This window comes from Bacillus sp. N13C7, from assembly GCF_026790065.1.
In the GTDB taxonomy this organism is placed as follows: domain Bacteria; phylum Bacillota; class Bacilli; order Bacillales; family Bacillaceae; genus Bacillus.
This window is the reverse complement of the sequence record NZ_JALAMO010000005.1, coordinates 278,556-294,457: the sequence shown is the minus strand read 5'-3', so window position 1 is coordinate 294,457 and position 15,902 is coordinate 278,556. Positions and strand designations below refer to the sequence as shown.

Genomic DNA, 15,902 nt, shown 5'->3' with positions numbered 1-15,902 from the left:
TTTTATTCTAAAATATTTGCATATAGGCCCGATTTTTAGTATGATAGTTTTCGTAGTCTTAAAACCATTGCTTGGCAATCCGAAGTCACCGACGGTTGCTAGGTAACTGGGGCTAAATATGATTTGGAGGTGAAACAGGATGGCAATTACTCAAGAGCGTAAAAACCAACTCATCAATGAGTTCAAAACACACGAATCTGATACTGGATCTCCAGAAGTTCAGATCGCTATCCTAACTGACTCAATTAACAACTTGAACGAGCATTTACGTACTCACAAGAAAGACCACCACTCACGTCGCGGTCTTCTTAAAATGGTAGGTAAGCGTCGTAATCTTCTTACGTATCTACGTAATAAAGACGTAACTCGTTACCGTGAGTTAATTAACAAACTAGGCTTACGTCGATAATCGTAAAAAGCGGGAGGATTCCCGCTTTTTTATCGTATTAAAGCGAAAATTCTTATAACAAATCATTGAAATCCTTTTACATACTACTTTGACATTGATATGTTCAATTCATTTCGTTCATAATAGGAGTAATTGATTATTTCACACAACGAAGAGAGGAGTTCGTAATCGTATGGGACAAGAAAAACATGTCTTTACCATAGATTGGGCCGGAAGAACGCTTACCGTTGAAACCGGCCAGCTTGCCAAACAGGCAAACGGTGCTGTGATGATCCGCTACGGTGATACAGCAGTGCTTAGTACAGCAACCGCTTCAAAAGAACCAAAACCGCTTGATTTCTTCCCGCTTACTGTAAACTATGAGGAAAGATTATATGCGGTAGGGAAAATTCCGGGCGGATTTATTAAAAGAGAAGGACGTCCGAGTGAAAAAGCGGTTCTTGCCAGCCGCCTAATCGACCGGCCGATCCGTCCTTTGTTTGCCGATGGATTCCGTAATGAAGTTCAAGTCATCAGCATTGTCATGAGTGTTGACCAAAACTGCTCTTCAGAAATGGCTGCCATGTTCGGTTCATCTCTAGCCCTTTCTGTATCGGATATTCCGTTTGAAGGCCCGATTGCAGGGGTTACTGTCGGACGCATTGATGATCAGTTTATCATTAATCCGACAGTCGATCAGCTTGAGAAAAGTGACATCAATCTTGTCGTTGCCGGCACGAAAGATGCCATTAACATGGTAGAAGCGGGAGCGGATGAGGTTCCTGAGGAAACCATGCTTGAGGCCATTATGTTCGGCCATGAAGAGATTAAACGCCTGATTGCATTCCAAGAAGAAATTGTCGCAGCAGTCGGCAAAGAGAAATCTGAAATTACGCTCTTTGAAATTGATGAAGAGCTTAGCGAAAAAGTAAAAGCTTTAGCAGAAGAGGATTTGCTGAAAGCTATCCAAGTTCATGAAAAGCATGCCCGCGAAGATGCCATTAATGAAGTGAAAAACGCAGTTGTGGCAAAATTCGAGGATGAAGAGCATGACGAGGAAACCATCAAACAAGTCAAACAGATTCTGTCCAAGCTTGTTAAAAACGAAGTGCGCCGCCTGATTACTGAAGAGAAAGTTAGACCGGACGGCCGCGGTGTCGATCAAATCCGCCCGCTTTCTTCAGAGGTCGGCCTCTTGCCAAGAACGCACGGATCAGGTCTCTTTACAAGGGGACAAACGCAGGCCCTCAGCGTATGTACGTTAGGTGCTCTGGGAGATGTGCAAATCCTTGACGGCTTAGGTGTAGAAGAGTCGAAACGGTTTATGCATCACTACAACTTCCCGCAATTCAGCGTTGGGGAAACAGGACCAATGCGCGGACCGGGACGCCGTGAAATCGGACATGGAGCACTGGGTGAGCGTGCGCTTGAGCCAGTTATTCCGTCTGAAAAAGACTTCCCTTACACAGTCCGTCTTGTATCAGAAGTGCTTGAATCAAACGGTTCCACGTCTCAAGCAAGCATTTGCGCAAGCACACTTGCAATGATGGATGCCGGTGTGCCAATTAAAGCGCCAGTTGCGGGTATTGCAATGGGGCTTGTCAAATCAGGTGAACACTACACGGTTCTGACTGATATTCAAGGCATGGAAGATGCGCTTGGAGATATGGACTTTAAAGTAGCCGGAACGGAAAAAGGCGTAACGGCACTGCAAATGGACATTAAAATCGAAGGTCTTTCCAGAGAGATTCTTGAAGAAGCGCTTCAGCAAGCGAAAAAAGGAAGAATGGAAATTCTCAACAGCATGCTTGCGACTTTAAGCGAATCAAGAAAAGAGCTTTCTCAATATGCGCCTAAGATTTTAACAATGGCCATTAATCCTGATAAAATCCGCGATGTCATCGGGCCAAGCGGAAAACAAATCAATAAAATCATCGAAGAAACCGGTGTTAAAATTGATATTGAACAGGACGGCACAATCTTTATTTCTTCAACAGATGAAAGCAGTAACCAAAAAGCGAAAAAAATCATCGAAGACCTTGTCCGAGAGGTTGTAGTCGGCCAGCTTTACCTAGGTAAAGTAAAACGAATCGAAAAATTCGGGGCTTTCGTTGAAATTTTCAGCGGAAAAGACGGCTTGGTGCACATTTCAGAGCTTGCGCTTGAACGCGTAGGAAAAGTTGAAGATGTTGTGAAAATCGGAGACGAGATTCTTGTCAAGGTCACTGAAATTGATAAACAAGGACGAGTCAATTTGTCCCGTAAAGCGGTGCTCCGTGAAGAGAAAGAAAAAGAAGAACAACAATCTTAAATGAAAACATAAAAGGAGCCTGGGAGACCCGGCTTCTTTATTTTGAAGCTTTTAAAACGCAGGCGGGTTCTACCTTGTCCTTCACCTTCATAATGTGAGGTGAGGGGGGACAGAACATGTACAAAAGATTTGTACCGTTTGCCGTTTTTCTATTTCTTTTTTTTGTCTCATTTGAGATGATGAATAATCCGCACACACTTGATTACATAGGGGCAATGAAAAAAGATACGGTGACTGTCACGGCGTCCAAAGACCCGTTGTATGAAGAATTGCTTCAAAAAGCGCCGGAGTATGAAGTCAAGCCCCAGGATGCCAGAATAGATAAGGTGTGGAAAAGCATTCCCGGCTATAATGGATTGAAGGTCAATATTGAAAAATCATATAAAAAAATGAAAAAGCACGGCGAGTTTCGGGAAAGCGATCTGGTGTACAGCCAAGTAAAACCAAGCGTTCATCTGGAATCTCTTCACCCAGAACCTATTTATAAAGGAAATCCTGACAAACCGATGGTGGCTTTTATAATTAATGTGGCATGGGGAAACGAATATTTGGAAAAAATGCTCCCTGTTCTGCAAAAGCACCAAGTTAAAGCTACGTTCTTTTTAGAAGGCAATTGGGTGAGCAATAATGAACAGCTCGCTAAGAAGATTGCGGAAGACGGACATGAAATCGGAAATCATTCATACAATCATCCGGATATGAGCAAACTGACTACAGGAAGAATTTCCGAGCAGCTCGACAAGACAAATAAACAAATAGAACAAACGACCGGCGTTAAGCCAAAGTGGTTCGCTCCGCCGAGCGGAAGTTTCCGAAAAGCGGTTGTCGACATTGCAGCTGAGAGACAGATGGGAACAGTCATGTGGACAGTTGATACGATCGATTGGCAAAAACCGGCTCCGTCTGTGCTTCAAACGAGAGTGTTAAGCAAGATACATAATGGTGCCATGATTTTAATGCATCCGACTGACCCAACGGCGGAAAGTCTTGAAGCGCTGATTATAAAGATTAAAGATAAAGGATACGCGCTTGGAACAGTCACTGAACTGATGGATGAAACCAGACTGTTGAAGTAACAGATGCAGGCAGCTTGTCTTTGAATAGGAGGAACAAATTTGATAAAACGATATACGTGTCAAAATGGTGTAAGAGTTGTGCTGGAAAATAACCCGACAGTCCGTTCTGTTGCGATCGGCGTATGGATCGGTACAGGTTCGCGGCACGAAACGCCGGAGATAAACGGGATTTCTCACTTTTTAGAGCACATGTTCTTTAAAGGGACGAGCACAAGATCTGCACGCGAGATAGCAGAATCTTTTGATCGTATTGGCGGTCAGGTCAATGCGTTTACTTCAAAGGAATATACCTGCTACTATGCAAAGGTGCTTGATGAGCATGCAAATTACGCGCTGGACGTATTAGCAGATATGTTCTTTCATTCAACGTTTGATGAAAACGAGCTGAAAAAAGAGAAAAATGTAGTGTATGAAGAAATTAAAATGTACGAAGATGCGCCGGACGACATTGTGCATGATTTACTGAGCAAAGCCACTTACGGCAATCATTCTTTAGGGTATCCAATTCTTGGCACGGAGGAAACACTTGCTTCCTTTAACGGCGACTCCCTCAGACAGTACATGCATGATTATTATACGCCGGACCGAGTGGTGATTTCGGTAGCGGGCAATATATCTGACAGTTTTATCAAAGATGTGGAAAAATGGTTCGGGTCATACGAGGCGAAAGGCAAAGCGACAGGTCTTGAAAAACCCGAGTTCTACACGGAAAAACTGACGAGAAAAAAAGAAACAGAGCAGGCTCACTTATGTCTCGGATTTAAAGGCCTTGAGGTTGGCCATGAACGCATTTATGATTTAATCGTCCTGAATAATGTGCTCGGTGGCAGTATGAGCAGCCGGCTGTTCCAAGATGTCCGTGAAGATAAAGGCCTTGCTTATTCTGTTTACAGCTATCATAGCTCTTATGAGGACAGCGGAATGCTTACCATTTACGGCGGAACGGGTGCAAATCAGCTTCAGCAGCTGTCAGAAACAATCCAAGAAACCCTTGCCACATTAAAACGAGACGGCATTACCTCAAAAGAGCTGGAGAACAGCAAAGAGCAAATGAAAGGAAGCTTGATGCTGAGCTTAGAAAGCACAAACAGCAAAATGAGCCGAAACGGGAAAAATGAACTGCTGCTCGGCAAACATAAAACATTAGATGAGATCATCAATGAATTAAACGCCGTGAACTTAGAGCGTGTCAACGGCCTTGCCAGACAGTTGTTTACTGATGATTATGCACTGGCACTCATCAGCCCTTCCGGCAATATGCCGTCCTAAAAAAAGGAAATGCCTGCCCCGAAACGGGGCAGGCATTTTTTTATTTTTTTGATCATACATAGTACAAGGGGGGTGACAGACATGCGGCTCAGTGAATTATCAGGAAAGGAAATTGTAGACATCAAAAGAGCTGAACGGCTGGGAGTGCTCGGCCAGACCGATTTAGAAATCAATGAACAGGATGGCCAGATTACAGCGCTCCTCATTCCGACAGTTAAGTGGTTTGGTTTGAGAAAACACGGTCATGACATTCGTGTCCCCTGGCATCATATTCAAAAAATCGGTTCAGATATGATCATATTAGACGTACCTGAGGAAATGTCTCCTCGACAAGAGTAAATGAAAAAGGCCCAAAATGGCTATGGTGCGGGCTCTAAAGGTAATTCCTGAAACATCGGCTTCGGCAGCCGATGTTTTTTTATATGTAAAAAACGCATGTTTTAATTCACCGGTATTTCCTTTTGAACATAAGATGAAGGGGAGCTTAACAACTAGAGATCCAGTATATACAAAGAAGGTGAACGTTTAGAATGTTAACCGGATTGAAGATTGCAGTTATCGGCGGTGACGCTAGACAGCTCGAAATTATAAGAAAGTTCACTGAACAGCAGGCTGACATCTATCTTGTCGGTTTTGACCAATTGGATCACGGTTTTACCGGAGCAGTAAAATGCAATATTGATGAAATTCCTTTTCAGCAAATAGACAGCATCATTCTTCCAGTATCTGCGACAACGGGAGAAGGTGTCGTTTCGACTGTATTTTCAAATGAAGAGGTTGTGTTAAAACAGGAGCATCTCAACAAAACGCCTGCACACTGTGTCATTTTCTCAGGGATTTCTAACGCCTATTTAGAACACATTGCAGCTCAAGCAAACAGAAAACTTGTTAAGCTGTTTGAGCGGGATGACATTGCGATATACAATTCGATTCCGACAGTAGAAGGAACGATCATGCTGGCGATTCAGCATACGGATTATACGATACACGGATCTCAGGTAGCCGTTCTCGGTCTGGGACGCACCGGAATGACGATAGCCCGCACATTTGCTGCGCTCGGAGCGAATGTAAAAGTGGGAGCAAGAAGTTCAGCGCATCTGGCGCGTATTACCGAAATGGGACTCGTTCCTTTTCACACCGATGAGCTGAAAGAGCATGTAAAAGATATAGATATTTGTATCAATACCATACCGAGCATGATATTAAATCAAACGGTACTTTCTAGCATGACACCAAAAACCTTAATATTGGATCTGGCCTCACGTCCCGGGGGAACGGATTTTAAATATGCCGAAAAGCAGGGGATTAAAGCACTTCTTGCCCCAGGTCTTCCAGGGATTGTCGCTCCTAAAACAGCCGGGCAAATCCTTGCAAATGTCTTAAGCAAGCTTTTGGCTGAAATACAAGCTGAGGAGGGGAAATAAGCATGTCGTCATTAAAAGGAAAAAGAATCGGGTTTGGGCTGACCGGATCACATTGCACATATGAAGCCGTTTTCCCGCAGATTGAGGCACTGGTCAACGAAGGGGCTGAAGTCCGTCCGGTTGTCACATTTAACGTGAAATCGACAAATACCCGATTTGGAGAGGGCGCAGAATGGGTCAAAAAAATTGAAGAACTGACCGGATATGAGGCCATTGATTCGATTGTAAAGGCAGAGCCCCTTGGGCCGAAGCTGCCTCTTGACTGCATGGTCATTGCTCCTTTAACAGGCAATTCAATGAGCAAGCTGGCAAATGCGATGACAGACAGTCCGGTGTTAATGGCGGCAAAAGCGACAATCCGAAACAATCGGCCGGTGGTTCTTGGCATCTCGACAAATGATGCTCTCGGTTTAAACGGAACCAATTTAATGAGACTAATGTCAACAAAAAATATCTTTTTTATACCATTCGGGCAAGACGATCCATTTAAAAAACCGAATTCAATGGTGGCCAAAATGGATCTGCTTCCGCAAACGATTGAAAAGGCGCTATTGCATCAGCAGCTTCAGCCAGTTCTAGTTGAGAATTATCAGGGAAATGACTAAATTTACAGAAAATCTTTCCCAAACTAAAAAATTCGGTCATCACCCGCATATTCTATGGTAAAATAAAACGTAAAATCATAGTCAAATCAATTCAATGATGCTGATTGGCGGAAGGAGTTTTACAGATGGGAAGAGGTTTACACGTAGCTGTTGTCGGAGCGACAGGAGCTGTAGGGCAACAAATGCTTAGAACACTTGAAGACAGAAACTTTGAAATGGACACACTTACATTGCTATCCTCAAAACGCTCTGCGGGGACAAAAGTCACGTTTAAAGGCCAAGAGCTGACTGTTCAAGAAGCTTCTCCTGAGAGCTTTGAAGGGATAGATATTGCTTTATTCAGCGCCGGCGGAAGCGTATCACAAGCATTGGCACCAGAAGCTGTAAAACGCGGCGCTATTGTTATAGATAATACGAGTGCATTCCGTATGGACGAAAATACACCGCTTGTCGTGCCTGAAGTGAATGAGGCAGACTTGCATGAACACAACGGCATTATTGCCAATCCTAACTGCTCTACAATCCAAATGGTTGCGGCTCTTGAGCCGATCCGCAAAGCATATGGCTTAAACAAAGTCATCGTATCAACTTACCAGGCGGTATCAGGAGCGGGAAATGAAGCTGTAAAAGAGCTTTACAGCCAAACACAGGCCATTTTAAATCAAGAAGAAATTGAGCCTGCGATCATGCCTGTAAAAGGTGACAAAAAACACTATCAAATCGCCTTCAACGCGATTCCGCAAATTGATAAATTCCAAGATAACGGCTATACGTTTGAGGAAATGAAAATGATAAATGAAACGAAAAAAATCATGCACATGCCGGAGCTTCAAGTTGCGGCGACCTGTGTAAGACTGCCAATTCAAACTGGGCACTCAGAGTCCGTCTACATTGAGGTAGACCGTGATGACGCTACCGTTGAAGATATTAAAAATCTATTAAAAGAAGCTCCGGGCGTGACACTTCAGGATGACCCAAGCCAGCAGCTTTATCCGATGCCTGCTGATGCCGTCGGCAAAAACGATGTGTTTGTAGGCCGCATCCGCAAAGACTTGGACAGAGCAAACGGTTTTCATTTATGGGTTGTTTCTGATAACCTATTAAAAGGCGCGGCATGGAACTCTGTTCAGATTGCAGAAAGCCTGAAAAAACTAAACCTCGTATAAAAGAGAGAATTTCCCAAAGACGAATAGAAGAGAGTAAGGCGCTATCAGCCTGCTCTCTTCTGTTACGTCCGAATAATTTGGAGTGAAAACAGTGAAGATAATTGTTCAAAAGTTTGGCGGAACTTCTGTAAAAGATGATAAAGGCCGCAAACTGGCTTTAGGGCATATTAAAGAAGCAATTAGTGAAGGATATAAGGTTGTCGTTGTCGTTTCAGCGATGGGCCGGAAAGGAGACCCGTACGCAACAGATTCTTTGCTGGGGCTGCTTTACGGCGATCAGTCAGCGATTTCTCCACGGGAGCAGGATTTGCTTTTATCTTGCGGAGAGACTATTTCCTCTGTCGTCTTTACCAGCATGCTGCTTGATAACGGTGTGAAAGCAGCTGCACTGACAGGAGCGCAGGCTGGCTTTTTAACAAATGACCAGCATACCAATGCGAAAATCATTGAAATGAGACCAGAGCGTTTGTTCAGTGTGCTCGCGAATCATGACGCAGTCGTCGTCGCAGGATTCCAGGGCGCAACTGAAAAAGGTGATACAACAACAATCGGCAGGGGAGGAAGCGATACGTCCGCAGCCGCACTCGGAGCAGCGGTTGATGCAGACTACATCGATATTTTCACCGATGTTGAAGGCGTGATGACCGCTGACCCGAGAGTGGTGGAAAATGCGAAACCGCTTCCTGTCGTGACGTATACGGAAATTTGCAACCTGGCGTATCAAGGGGCAAAAGTCATTCATCCGCGGGCTGTGGAAATTGCAATGCAGGCAAAAGTACCGATCCGCGTCCGTTCGACTTATTCGAAAGATAAAGGCACGTTGGTGACATCGCATCACTCTTCCAAAGTCGGAAGCGATGTTTTCGAAAGGCTGATTACGGGAATTGCCCATGTCAAAGATGTCACACAGTTCAAAGTGCCAGCGAAAATCGGCCAGTATAATGTTCAGACTGAAGTGTTCAAAGCGATGGCGAATGCGGGAATCAGCGTTGATTTCTTTAACATTACACCTAGTGAGATCGTCTATACGGTGGCCGGCAATAAAACAGAAACGGCTCAGCGTATTTTAATGGATATGGGCTATGATCCGATGATAACGAGAAACTGTGCGAAGGTATCAGCGGTCGGAGCAGGCATTATGGGTGTTCCTGGTGTCACGTCCAAAATTGTATCGGCTCTTTCAGAAAAAGAAATTCCGATCCTTCAGTCGGCTGACAGCCATACGACGATATGGGTGCTCGTCCATGAAGCGGATATGGTTCCTGCTGTAAACGCTTTGCATGAAGTGTTTGAACTTTCCAAGTAAATGTGATTGAATCATGATGAGGTGAAAAAAATGAATTTCGGAAATGTGTCTACAGCGATGATTACGCCCTTTGACAATAAAGGGAACGTAGACTTTCAAAAACTGTCTACACTGATTGATTACTTGTTGAAAAACGGATCGGATTCTTTAGTAGTGGCGGGAACAACTGGAGAGTCTCCAACCCTTTCAACCGAAGAAAAAATTGCGCTTTTTGAATATACGGTAAAAGAAGTGAACGGACGTGTACCTGTGATTGCGGGTACTGGAAGCAACAACACGAAAGATTCCATTAAGCTGACAAAAAAAGCTGAGGAAGCGGGCGTAGATGCGGTTATGCTTGTTACGCCGTATTACAATAAGCCTTCACAAGAAGGGATGTACCAGCATTTTAAAGCAATTGCGGCAGAAACGTCTCTTCCGGTTATGCTGTATAATGTGCCGGGCCGTACGGTTGCTTCTCTGGCTCCTGAAACGACGATTCGTTTGGCGGAAGACATTCCGAATGTTGTTGCGATTAAAGAAGCGAGCGGAGACCTCGAAGCAATTACCAAAATTGTTGCGGAAACGCCGGAAGACTTCTCTGTCTATTCAGGAGATGACGCCCTGACGCTTCCTATTCTCGCAGTCGGAGGAAGAGGAGTTGTTTCAGTGGCGAGCCATATTGCAGGCTCTGATATGCAGCAAATGATCAAAAATTATACGAATGGGCAAACAGCTAATGCGGCACTGATTCATCAGAAACTGCTGCCGATTATGAAGGAACTGTTTAAAGCGCCTAACCCTGCTCCGGTCAAAACAGCGCTTCAGCTAAGAGGCCTTGATGTCGGTTCAGTGCGTCTGCCCCTTGTCCCGTTAACCGAAGATGAACGGCTGAGCTTAAGCAGCACGATCAGCGAACTGTAAGAAAAATTTCATACAGTGAAACAAACGCGGTCATTCTCACATTCAGCTGAGTTTGACCGTTTCTTATACATATTGGTTTTCCCTAAACCTTCTGCTTTATCTTGTTTTCTAAATTTACTTTCAGTTATAATAGGAACAAGTGATGATGGACGGGTATGAGACTAGGAGGATATAGATTTTGAAAAAGAAAAATACAGAAAACGTTAGAATTATCGCCCTTGGCGGTGTCGGAGAAATTGGGAAGAACCTTTATGTCATCGAAATTGACTCAGACATATTTGTTGTTGATGCCGGCCTTATGCACCCAGAAAACGAGATGCTCGGTATTGATGTAGTAATTCCTGACATATCATATTTGATTGAACGGGCTGAACGCGTCAAGGCAATCTTTTTAACGCACGGGCACGATGAAAATATCGGCGGCGTTTTTTACTTATTAAACAAGCTGTCCGTTCCAGTGTATGGGACAAAGCTGACGCTTGCACTGTTAAGAGAAAAATTAAAACAATACGGACATAACCGAAAAACTGATTTAAGAGAAATTCACTCAAAATCTGTCATTACATTTGAATCGACTAAAGTATCGTTCTTTAGAACGATTCACAGCATCCCTGATTCCGTAGGTGTAAGTTTTAAAACATCACTTGGATCTATTGTATGCACAGGAGACTTCAAATTTGACCAAACACCTGCACTTAATCAAATGTGCGACATTGGCGAGATCGCCAAGATCGGCAATAGCGGCGTGCTCGCCCTGCTTTCTGACAGTGCAAATGCGGAACGTCCGGGTTATACCCCATCGGAAGCAGCTGTCAGCGGAGAAATTTCAGACGCGCTTTATAATTCTGATAATCGGGTGATTATTGCCGTTTTCGCATCCAATATTAACCGGATTCAGCAAGTCATTCATGCAGCGGCTCAAAATGGAAGAAAGATTGCCGTTGCCGGAAAAAATCTTCAATCTGTCCTGCAGCTGGCAAGAAAGCTTGGATATATTGAAGCAGATGATGAACTGTTTATTTCCGTGCAGGATGTCAAGAAATATCCGAAGCGCGAAGTGGCGATAGTTACAGCCGGCAGCCAAGGTGAACCGTTAGCTGCCCTGACAAGAATGGCAAACAAAGCTCATAAACAGCTGAACATTGAAGAAGGGGATACGGTTGTCATTGCGTCTACACCAATCCCTGGGCAAGAACTCATTTATTCAAAAACTGTAGATCTTCTCGCGAGAGCCGGTGCACAAGTCATCTTTGCCCAAAAACGTGTCCATGTGTCTGGCCACGGCTCACAAGAAGAGTTAAAGCTGATGATCAATCTGCTGAAACCAAAATATTTAATTCCAGTAAACGGCGAATACAGAATGCAAAAAGCTCATTCAAAAATCGCTGAGGAAATCGGCATGAAGCGCAGTGACATCTTCTTAATTGAAAAAGGAGACGTCGTTGAATTCCGTGGGCAAAACGTGAAAATCGGGGATAAAGTTCCGTACGGCAATATTTTAATTGATGGATTAGGTGTCGGTGATATCGGCAATATCGTGTTGCGAGACCGCCGCTTACTTTCACAGGACGGAATTTTAATCGTTGTCATTACACTTGATAAACAAAAGAAACATCTTGTATCAGGGCCAGAAATTATCACTCGCGGTTTTGTTTATGTAAGAGAGTCTGAAGGCCTTATCGTACAGGCTACTGAGCTTGTCCGTTCCATCGTGACAGAAGCGACTGAAACATCAAATGTTGAATGGTCAACGCTGAAGCAGGCAATGCGGGATGCTTTGAACCAATTCCTATATGAAAAAACCAAACGTAAACCGATGATCATCCCAATTATTATGGAAGTATAATGTCTGACTAAAGACCGGAGCAGTTCCGGTCTTTATTTTTTGCCCTTTCAGCCGGGATTGAATTGAGTATCTTTGTTCATAATACAAAGAGAAACTCGGAAAGGGTGAAAGCGAGATGGATCATCGTATGGAAAACTCAGAAGAAGAACGTACTGAAAAAAATGATGCGAAAGACAGCATTATGAATAAAATACAGCAGCTTGGTGAAACGACGCTCCCGCAGCTGCCCCAAGATACCAATATTCATTGTCTGACCATTATCGGACAAATAGAAGGTCATGTTCAGCTTCCTCCGCAAAACAAAACAACAAAATATGAGCATGTTATCCCGCAGATTGTGGCAATTGAACAAAATCCTAAAATTGAAGGCTTACTGATTATATTAAATACTGTCGGAGGAGATGTAGAAGCCGGTCTCGCCATAGCTGAAATGCTCGCGTCTTTATCAAAACCGACCGTTTCCATCGTGCTTGGCGGAGGGCATTCCATCGGCGTTCCGATAGCGGTATCCTGTGATTACAGCTATATCGCCGAAACAGCAACAATGACGATTCATCCCGTTCGGCTGACAGGACTGGTCATCGGTGTGCCACAAACGTTTGAATACCTGGATAAGATGCAAGAAAGAGTTGTAAAATTTGTGACAAGCCATTCAAATATAACCGAAGAGAAGTTTAAAGAGCTGATGTTTTCAAAAGGAAATTTAACACGTGACATCGGAACAAATGTAGTCGGCAAGGATGCAGTTGAATACGGACTGATCGATCACGCTGGCGGTGTCGGACAAGCGATTAATAAGCTGAATGAACTGATTGAAGAGGCGAGACGAGAAGAAGGACGGATGATTCAATGATTTTGTATACCGTGATGCCGCAGGAAATTGTATTTGCGGAACAGAACCAACAGACGAGCCCACATGAGCAGATTGAATATAAAGGTGTGCCGCTCCTTGTCGAGATGAAAGGCAATGAAGCGGAAGTCATACAAATCATGAGCACAAATCCAATGCATTTTCTCCACCCGGACATTTCTCCGGGACAAAAGCTGAAATTAAACGTATAAGATTCCACCCCTTTTTTAAGGGCAAAATATGCTATAATAGGGGAATCCTACAGAAAAACCGCAGCCTGTAAACGGCTGCTTTCTTCATTATGTATGAACTTACATTTTTTAACGCAGTAAGGTGATGAGTGTGGCAAAGAAAAAACGAAAATCAAGAAAAAAACAGGCGAAACAGCTCAATATCAAATACGAACTCAACGGGTTGCTGTGTATCGCCATTTCAATTATCGCGATTCTGCAGCTGGGGGTAGTCGGGCAAACCTTTATTTACTTGTTCCGCTTTTTTGCTGGAGAATGGTTTATTTTATGCTTGTTAGGTTTATTGGTGTTAGGAGTCTCGCTGTTTTGGAAGAAGAAAACGCCTAGCTTATTAACGAGACGAAAGGCCGGGTTGTATTGCATTATTGCAAGCATATTGCTCCTTTCTCACGTGCAGCTGTTTAAAAATCTAACGCACAAAGGGTCGATAGAATCCGCAAGCGTTGTTCGCAACACATGGGAATTGTTTTTGATGGACATGAATGGCAGCTCCGCTTCACCTGATTTAGGTGGAGGGATGATCGGTGCGCTGCTGTTTGCGGCTTCACACTTTTTATTTGCGTCGACTGGTTCTCAAATTATGGCGATTGTAATGATTTTGATCGGAATGATTCTGGTCACAGGGCGCTCACTTCAAGAAACGCTGAAAAAGTGGATGAGCCCGATTGGCCGCTTTATAAAAGAACAATGGTTTGCATTTGTTGATGATATGAAATCCGTCAAAACGAATATGAAGTCATCGAAAAAAACGAAATCGCCGAGCAAAAAACATAAACCGGACCGCAAAAAAGAGCAAATGGAACCAGAGCCTTCTGATGAAGAGGAGGAACCAGAAACAGCATCGCCTCTTATTCATTCAGAGCCGATTATCTCAAGCTTTTCAGATCGAAATGAAGATGAAGAGCCTCCAGTTATAGATAAGCGCTCCGAACCTGTATCAGAGCCGCTTCAGGACATCCAACCGGAGACAAGTGATCAGGAAACTGTTTCTGCTCCACCAATGACCTTTACGGAGCTGGAAAATAAGGATTACGAGATGCCGTCACTGGATTTACTGGCAGATCCGAAGCATACCGGCCAGCAGGCTGATAAAAAGAATATTTATGAAAATGCGAGAAAGCTTGAGCGAACCTTCCAGAGCTTTGGCGTAAAGGCGAAAGTGACGCAGGTTCATCTCGGGCCGGCTGTAACAAAATATGAGGTGTATCCTGACGTCGGAGTGAAGGTTAGCAAAATTGTCAATTTAAGCGATGACTTAGCGCTAGCACTTGCGGCAAAAGATATCAGGATCGAGGCGCCTATACCAGGAAAATCAGCAATTGGTATTGAGGTTCCGAACGCAGAAGTGGCGATGGTATCACTGAAGGAAGTGCTCGAGTCTAAATTAAATGACAGACCGGATGCAAAGCTTCTAATCGGACTCGGCCGCAATATTTCAGGTGAGGCTGTGCTCGCTGAGTTAAATAAGATGCCCCATCTATTGGTTGCAGGCGCAACAGGAAGCGGGAAAAGCGTCTGTGTCAACGGCATTATTACAAGCATTTTGATGCGTGCGAAACCGCATGAAGTGAAAATGATGATGATCGATCCTAAAATGGTAGAACTGAATGTCTACAACGGGATTCCACATTTGCTTGCCCCAGTTGTAACCGATCCGAAAAAAGCCTCACAGGCTTTGAAAAAAGTCGTCAATGAAATGGAACGGCGATACGAATTATTTTCTCATACAGGTACAAGAAATATTGAAGGTTATAATGATTATATAAAGCGCTCCAACAATGAAGAAGGAGCGAAACAGCCTGAGCTGCCTTATATCGTTGTCATTGTGGACGAGCTGGCGGATCTGATGATGGTCGCTTCATCTGATGTGGAAGATTCGATTACGAGATTGTCCCAAATGGCGCGGGCTGCCGGCATCCATCTCATTATTGCGACACAGCGGCCGTCGGTTGACGTTATCACAGGTGTTATCAAAGCGAATATTCCATCACGAATTGCATTCAGCGTTTCTTCACAGACGGATTCCAGGACGATTCTTGACATGGGTGGCGCTGAGAAGCTGCTCGGACGCGGCGATATGCTGTTTTTGCCTGTCGGCGCTAATAAACCTGTCCGTGTGCAGGGAGCATTTTTGTCGGATGACGAAGTGGAAAAGGTCGTCGATCATGTGATTACGCAGCAGAAAGCGCAATATCAGGAAGAAATGATTCCTGAGGAAACAACGGAATCTCATTCCGAGGTTACTGATGAACTTTATGATGAAGCGGTTGAATTAATCGTCGGCATGCAGACAGCATCTGTTTCAATGCTGCAAAGAAGATTCAGAATCGGTTATACGAGAGCGGCGCGCCTGATTGACGCAATGGAGGAACGAGGGGTTGTCGGGCCGTATGAAGGCAGTAAACCCAGGGAAGTCTTATTATCAAAAGAAAAATATGATGAGCTCTCTTCGTAATGAAGGGAGTTCAGTTTTCTGTAGTTGTCAATAATATCATTATGTAAACTAA

At 44.0% G+C, this 15,902-nt stretch carries 14 protein-coding genes; all 14 read left to right on the top strand.

The genetic code is table 11. The features are described from left to right. Nucleotides 1-139: 139 nt before the first annotated feature. The 14 genes from rpsO to spoIIIE all read left to right on the top strand — a co-directional run bounded on the left by rpsO (nucleotide 140) and on the right by spoIIIE (nucleotide 15,850). The gene (rpsO, locus tag MOB98_RS06330; protein ID WP_003220957.1) at nucleotides 140-409 is read left to right on the top strand and encodes a 30S ribosomal protein S15; all 270 of its coding nucleotides are present in this window, start codon (nucleotides 140-142) and stop codon (nucleotides 407-409) included. A 172-nt stretch (nucleotides 410-581) separates the two neighbouring features. Beyond that, a complete protein-coding gene (pnp, locus tag MOB98_RS06325; RefSeq protein ID WP_268358433.1) occupies nucleotides 582-2,699 on the top strand; it encodes a polyribonucleotide nucleotidyltransferase in 2,118 nt (705 codons plus the stop codon). Between the two features lie 116 nt (nucleotides 2,700-2,815). Next, nucleotides 2,816-3,775 carry a polysaccharide deacetylase family protein gene (locus MOB98_RS06320; RefSeq protein ID WP_268358431.1) on the top strand — a complete coding sequence of 320 codons (960 nt, stop codon included), beginning with the start codon at nucleotides 2,816-2,818 and terminating at the stop codon, nucleotides 3,773-3,775. A 39-nt stretch (nucleotides 3,776-3,814) separates the two neighbouring features. After that, a complete protein-coding gene (locus tag MOB98_RS06315; protein WP_003238480.1) occupies nucleotides 3,815-5,044 on the top strand; it encodes a M16 family metallopeptidase in 1,230 nt (409 codons plus the stop codon). An 81-nt stretch (nucleotides 5,045-5,125) separates the two neighbouring features. Then, entirely contained in the window at nucleotides 5,126-5,383 is a 258-nt protein-coding gene (locus tag MOB98_RS06310; protein ID WP_003220966.1) for a YlmC/YmxH family sporulation protein, read from the top strand. A gap of 191 nt (nucleotides 5,384-5,574) precedes the next feature. Further along, the gene (gene dpaA / locus MOB98_RS06305; protein WP_268358430.1) at nucleotides 5,575-6,468 is read left to right on the top strand and encodes a dipicolinic acid synthetase subunit A; all 894 of its coding nucleotides are present in this window, start codon (nucleotides 5,575-5,577) and stop codon (nucleotides 6,466-6,468) included. A gap of 2 nt (nucleotides 6,469-6,470) precedes the next feature. After that, nucleotides 6,471-7,073, top strand: a complete 603-nt coding sequence (gene dpaB, locus MOB98_RS06300) for a dipicolinate synthase subunit B (RefSeq protein WP_268358428.1) — start codon at nucleotides 6,471-6,473, stop codon at nucleotides 7,071-7,073. Nucleotides 7,074-7,198: 125 nt separating this feature from the next. Then, on the top strand, nucleotides 7,199-8,239 hold the full coding sequence (gene asd / locus MOB98_RS06295) for an aspartate-semialdehyde dehydrogenase (protein ID WP_268358426.1): 1,041 nt from the start codon (nucleotides 7,199-7,201) through the stop codon (nucleotides 8,237-8,239). Nucleotides 8,240-8,330: 91 nt separating this feature from the next. Beyond that, nucleotides 8,331-9,545 carry an aspartate kinase gene (gene dapG, locus MOB98_RS06290; RefSeq protein ID WP_268358425.1) on the top strand — a complete coding sequence of 405 codons (1,215 nt, stop codon included), beginning with the start codon at nucleotides 8,331-8,333 and terminating at the stop codon, nucleotides 9,543-9,545. A gap of 30 nt (nucleotides 9,546-9,575) precedes the next feature. After that, nucleotides 9,576-10,448 (top strand): 4-hydroxy-tetrahydrodipicolinate synthase, encoded by an 873-nt coding sequence (gene dapA / locus MOB98_RS06285; RefSeq protein WP_268358424.1) that lies wholly within the window; start codon nucleotides 9,576-9,578, stop codon nucleotides 10,446-10,448. Nucleotides 10,449-10,626: 178 nt separating this feature from the next. After that, the gene (gene rnjB, locus MOB98_RS06280; protein ID WP_268358423.1) at nucleotides 10,627-12,294 is read left to right on the top strand and encodes a ribonuclease J2; all 1,668 of its coding nucleotides are present in this window, start codon (nucleotides 10,627-10,629) and stop codon (nucleotides 12,292-12,294) included. Nucleotides 12,295-12,409: 115 nt separating this feature from the next. Next, nucleotides 12,410-13,147 carry a translocation-enhancing protein TepA gene (tepA, locus tag MOB98_RS06275; protein ID WP_268358422.1) on the top strand — a complete coding sequence of 246 codons (738 nt, stop codon included), beginning with the start codon at nucleotides 12,410-12,412 and terminating at the stop codon, nucleotides 13,145-13,147. Next, nucleotides 13,144-13,356: a TepA modulator TepJ gene (tepJ, locus tag MOB98_RS06270; RefSeq protein ID WP_268358421.1), complete on the top strand. Its 213-nt coding sequence runs from the start codon at nucleotides 13,144-13,146 to the stop codon at nucleotides 13,354-13,356. Before tepA ends, tepJ begins: the two co-directional genes overlap by 4 nt. A gap of 130 nt (nucleotides 13,357-13,486) precedes the next feature. Next, nucleotides 13,487-15,850: a DNA translocase SpoIIIE gene (gene spoIIIE / locus MOB98_RS06265; protein WP_268358420.1), complete on the top strand. Its 2,364-nt coding sequence runs from the start codon at nucleotides 13,487-13,489 to the stop codon at nucleotides 15,848-15,850. Nucleotides 15,851-15,902 lie beyond the last annotated feature (52 nt).

Coding starts and splice junctions, on each gene's coding strand:
- rpsO (WP_003220957.1), top strand. CDS start 140: ATGGCAATTACTCAAGAGCGTAAAAACCAACTCATCAATGAGTTCAAA.
- pnp (WP_268358433.1), top strand. CDS start 582: ATGGGACAAGAAAAACATGTCTTTACCATAGATTGGGCCGGAAGAACG.
- MOB98_RS06320 (WP_268358431.1), top strand. CDS start 2,816: ATGTACAAAAGATTTGTACCGTTTGCCGTTTTTCTATTTCTTTTTTTT.
- MOB98_RS06310 (WP_003220966.1), top strand. CDS start 5,126: ATGCGGCTCAGTGAATTATCAGGAAAGGAAATTGTAGACATCAAAAGA.
- dpaA (WP_268358430.1), top strand. CDS start 5,575: ATGTTAACCGGATTGAAGATTGCAGTTATCGGCGGTGACGCTAGACAG.
- dpaB (WP_268358428.1), top strand. CDS start 6,471: ATGTCGTCATTAAAAGGAAAAAGAATCGGGTTTGGGCTGACCGGATCA.
- asd (WP_268358426.1), top strand. CDS start 7,199: ATGGGAAGAGGTTTACACGTAGCTGTTGTCGGAGCGACAGGAGCTGTA.
- dapA (WP_268358424.1), top strand. CDS start 9,576: ATGAATTTCGGAAATGTGTCTACAGCGATGATTACGCCCTTTGACAAT.
- tepA (WP_268358422.1), top strand. CDS start 12,410: ATGGATCATCGTATGGAAAACTCAGAAGAAGAACGTACTGAAAAAAAT.
- tepJ (WP_268358421.1), top strand. CDS start 13,144: ATGATTTTGTATACCGTGATGCCGCAGGAAATTGTATTTGCGGAACAG.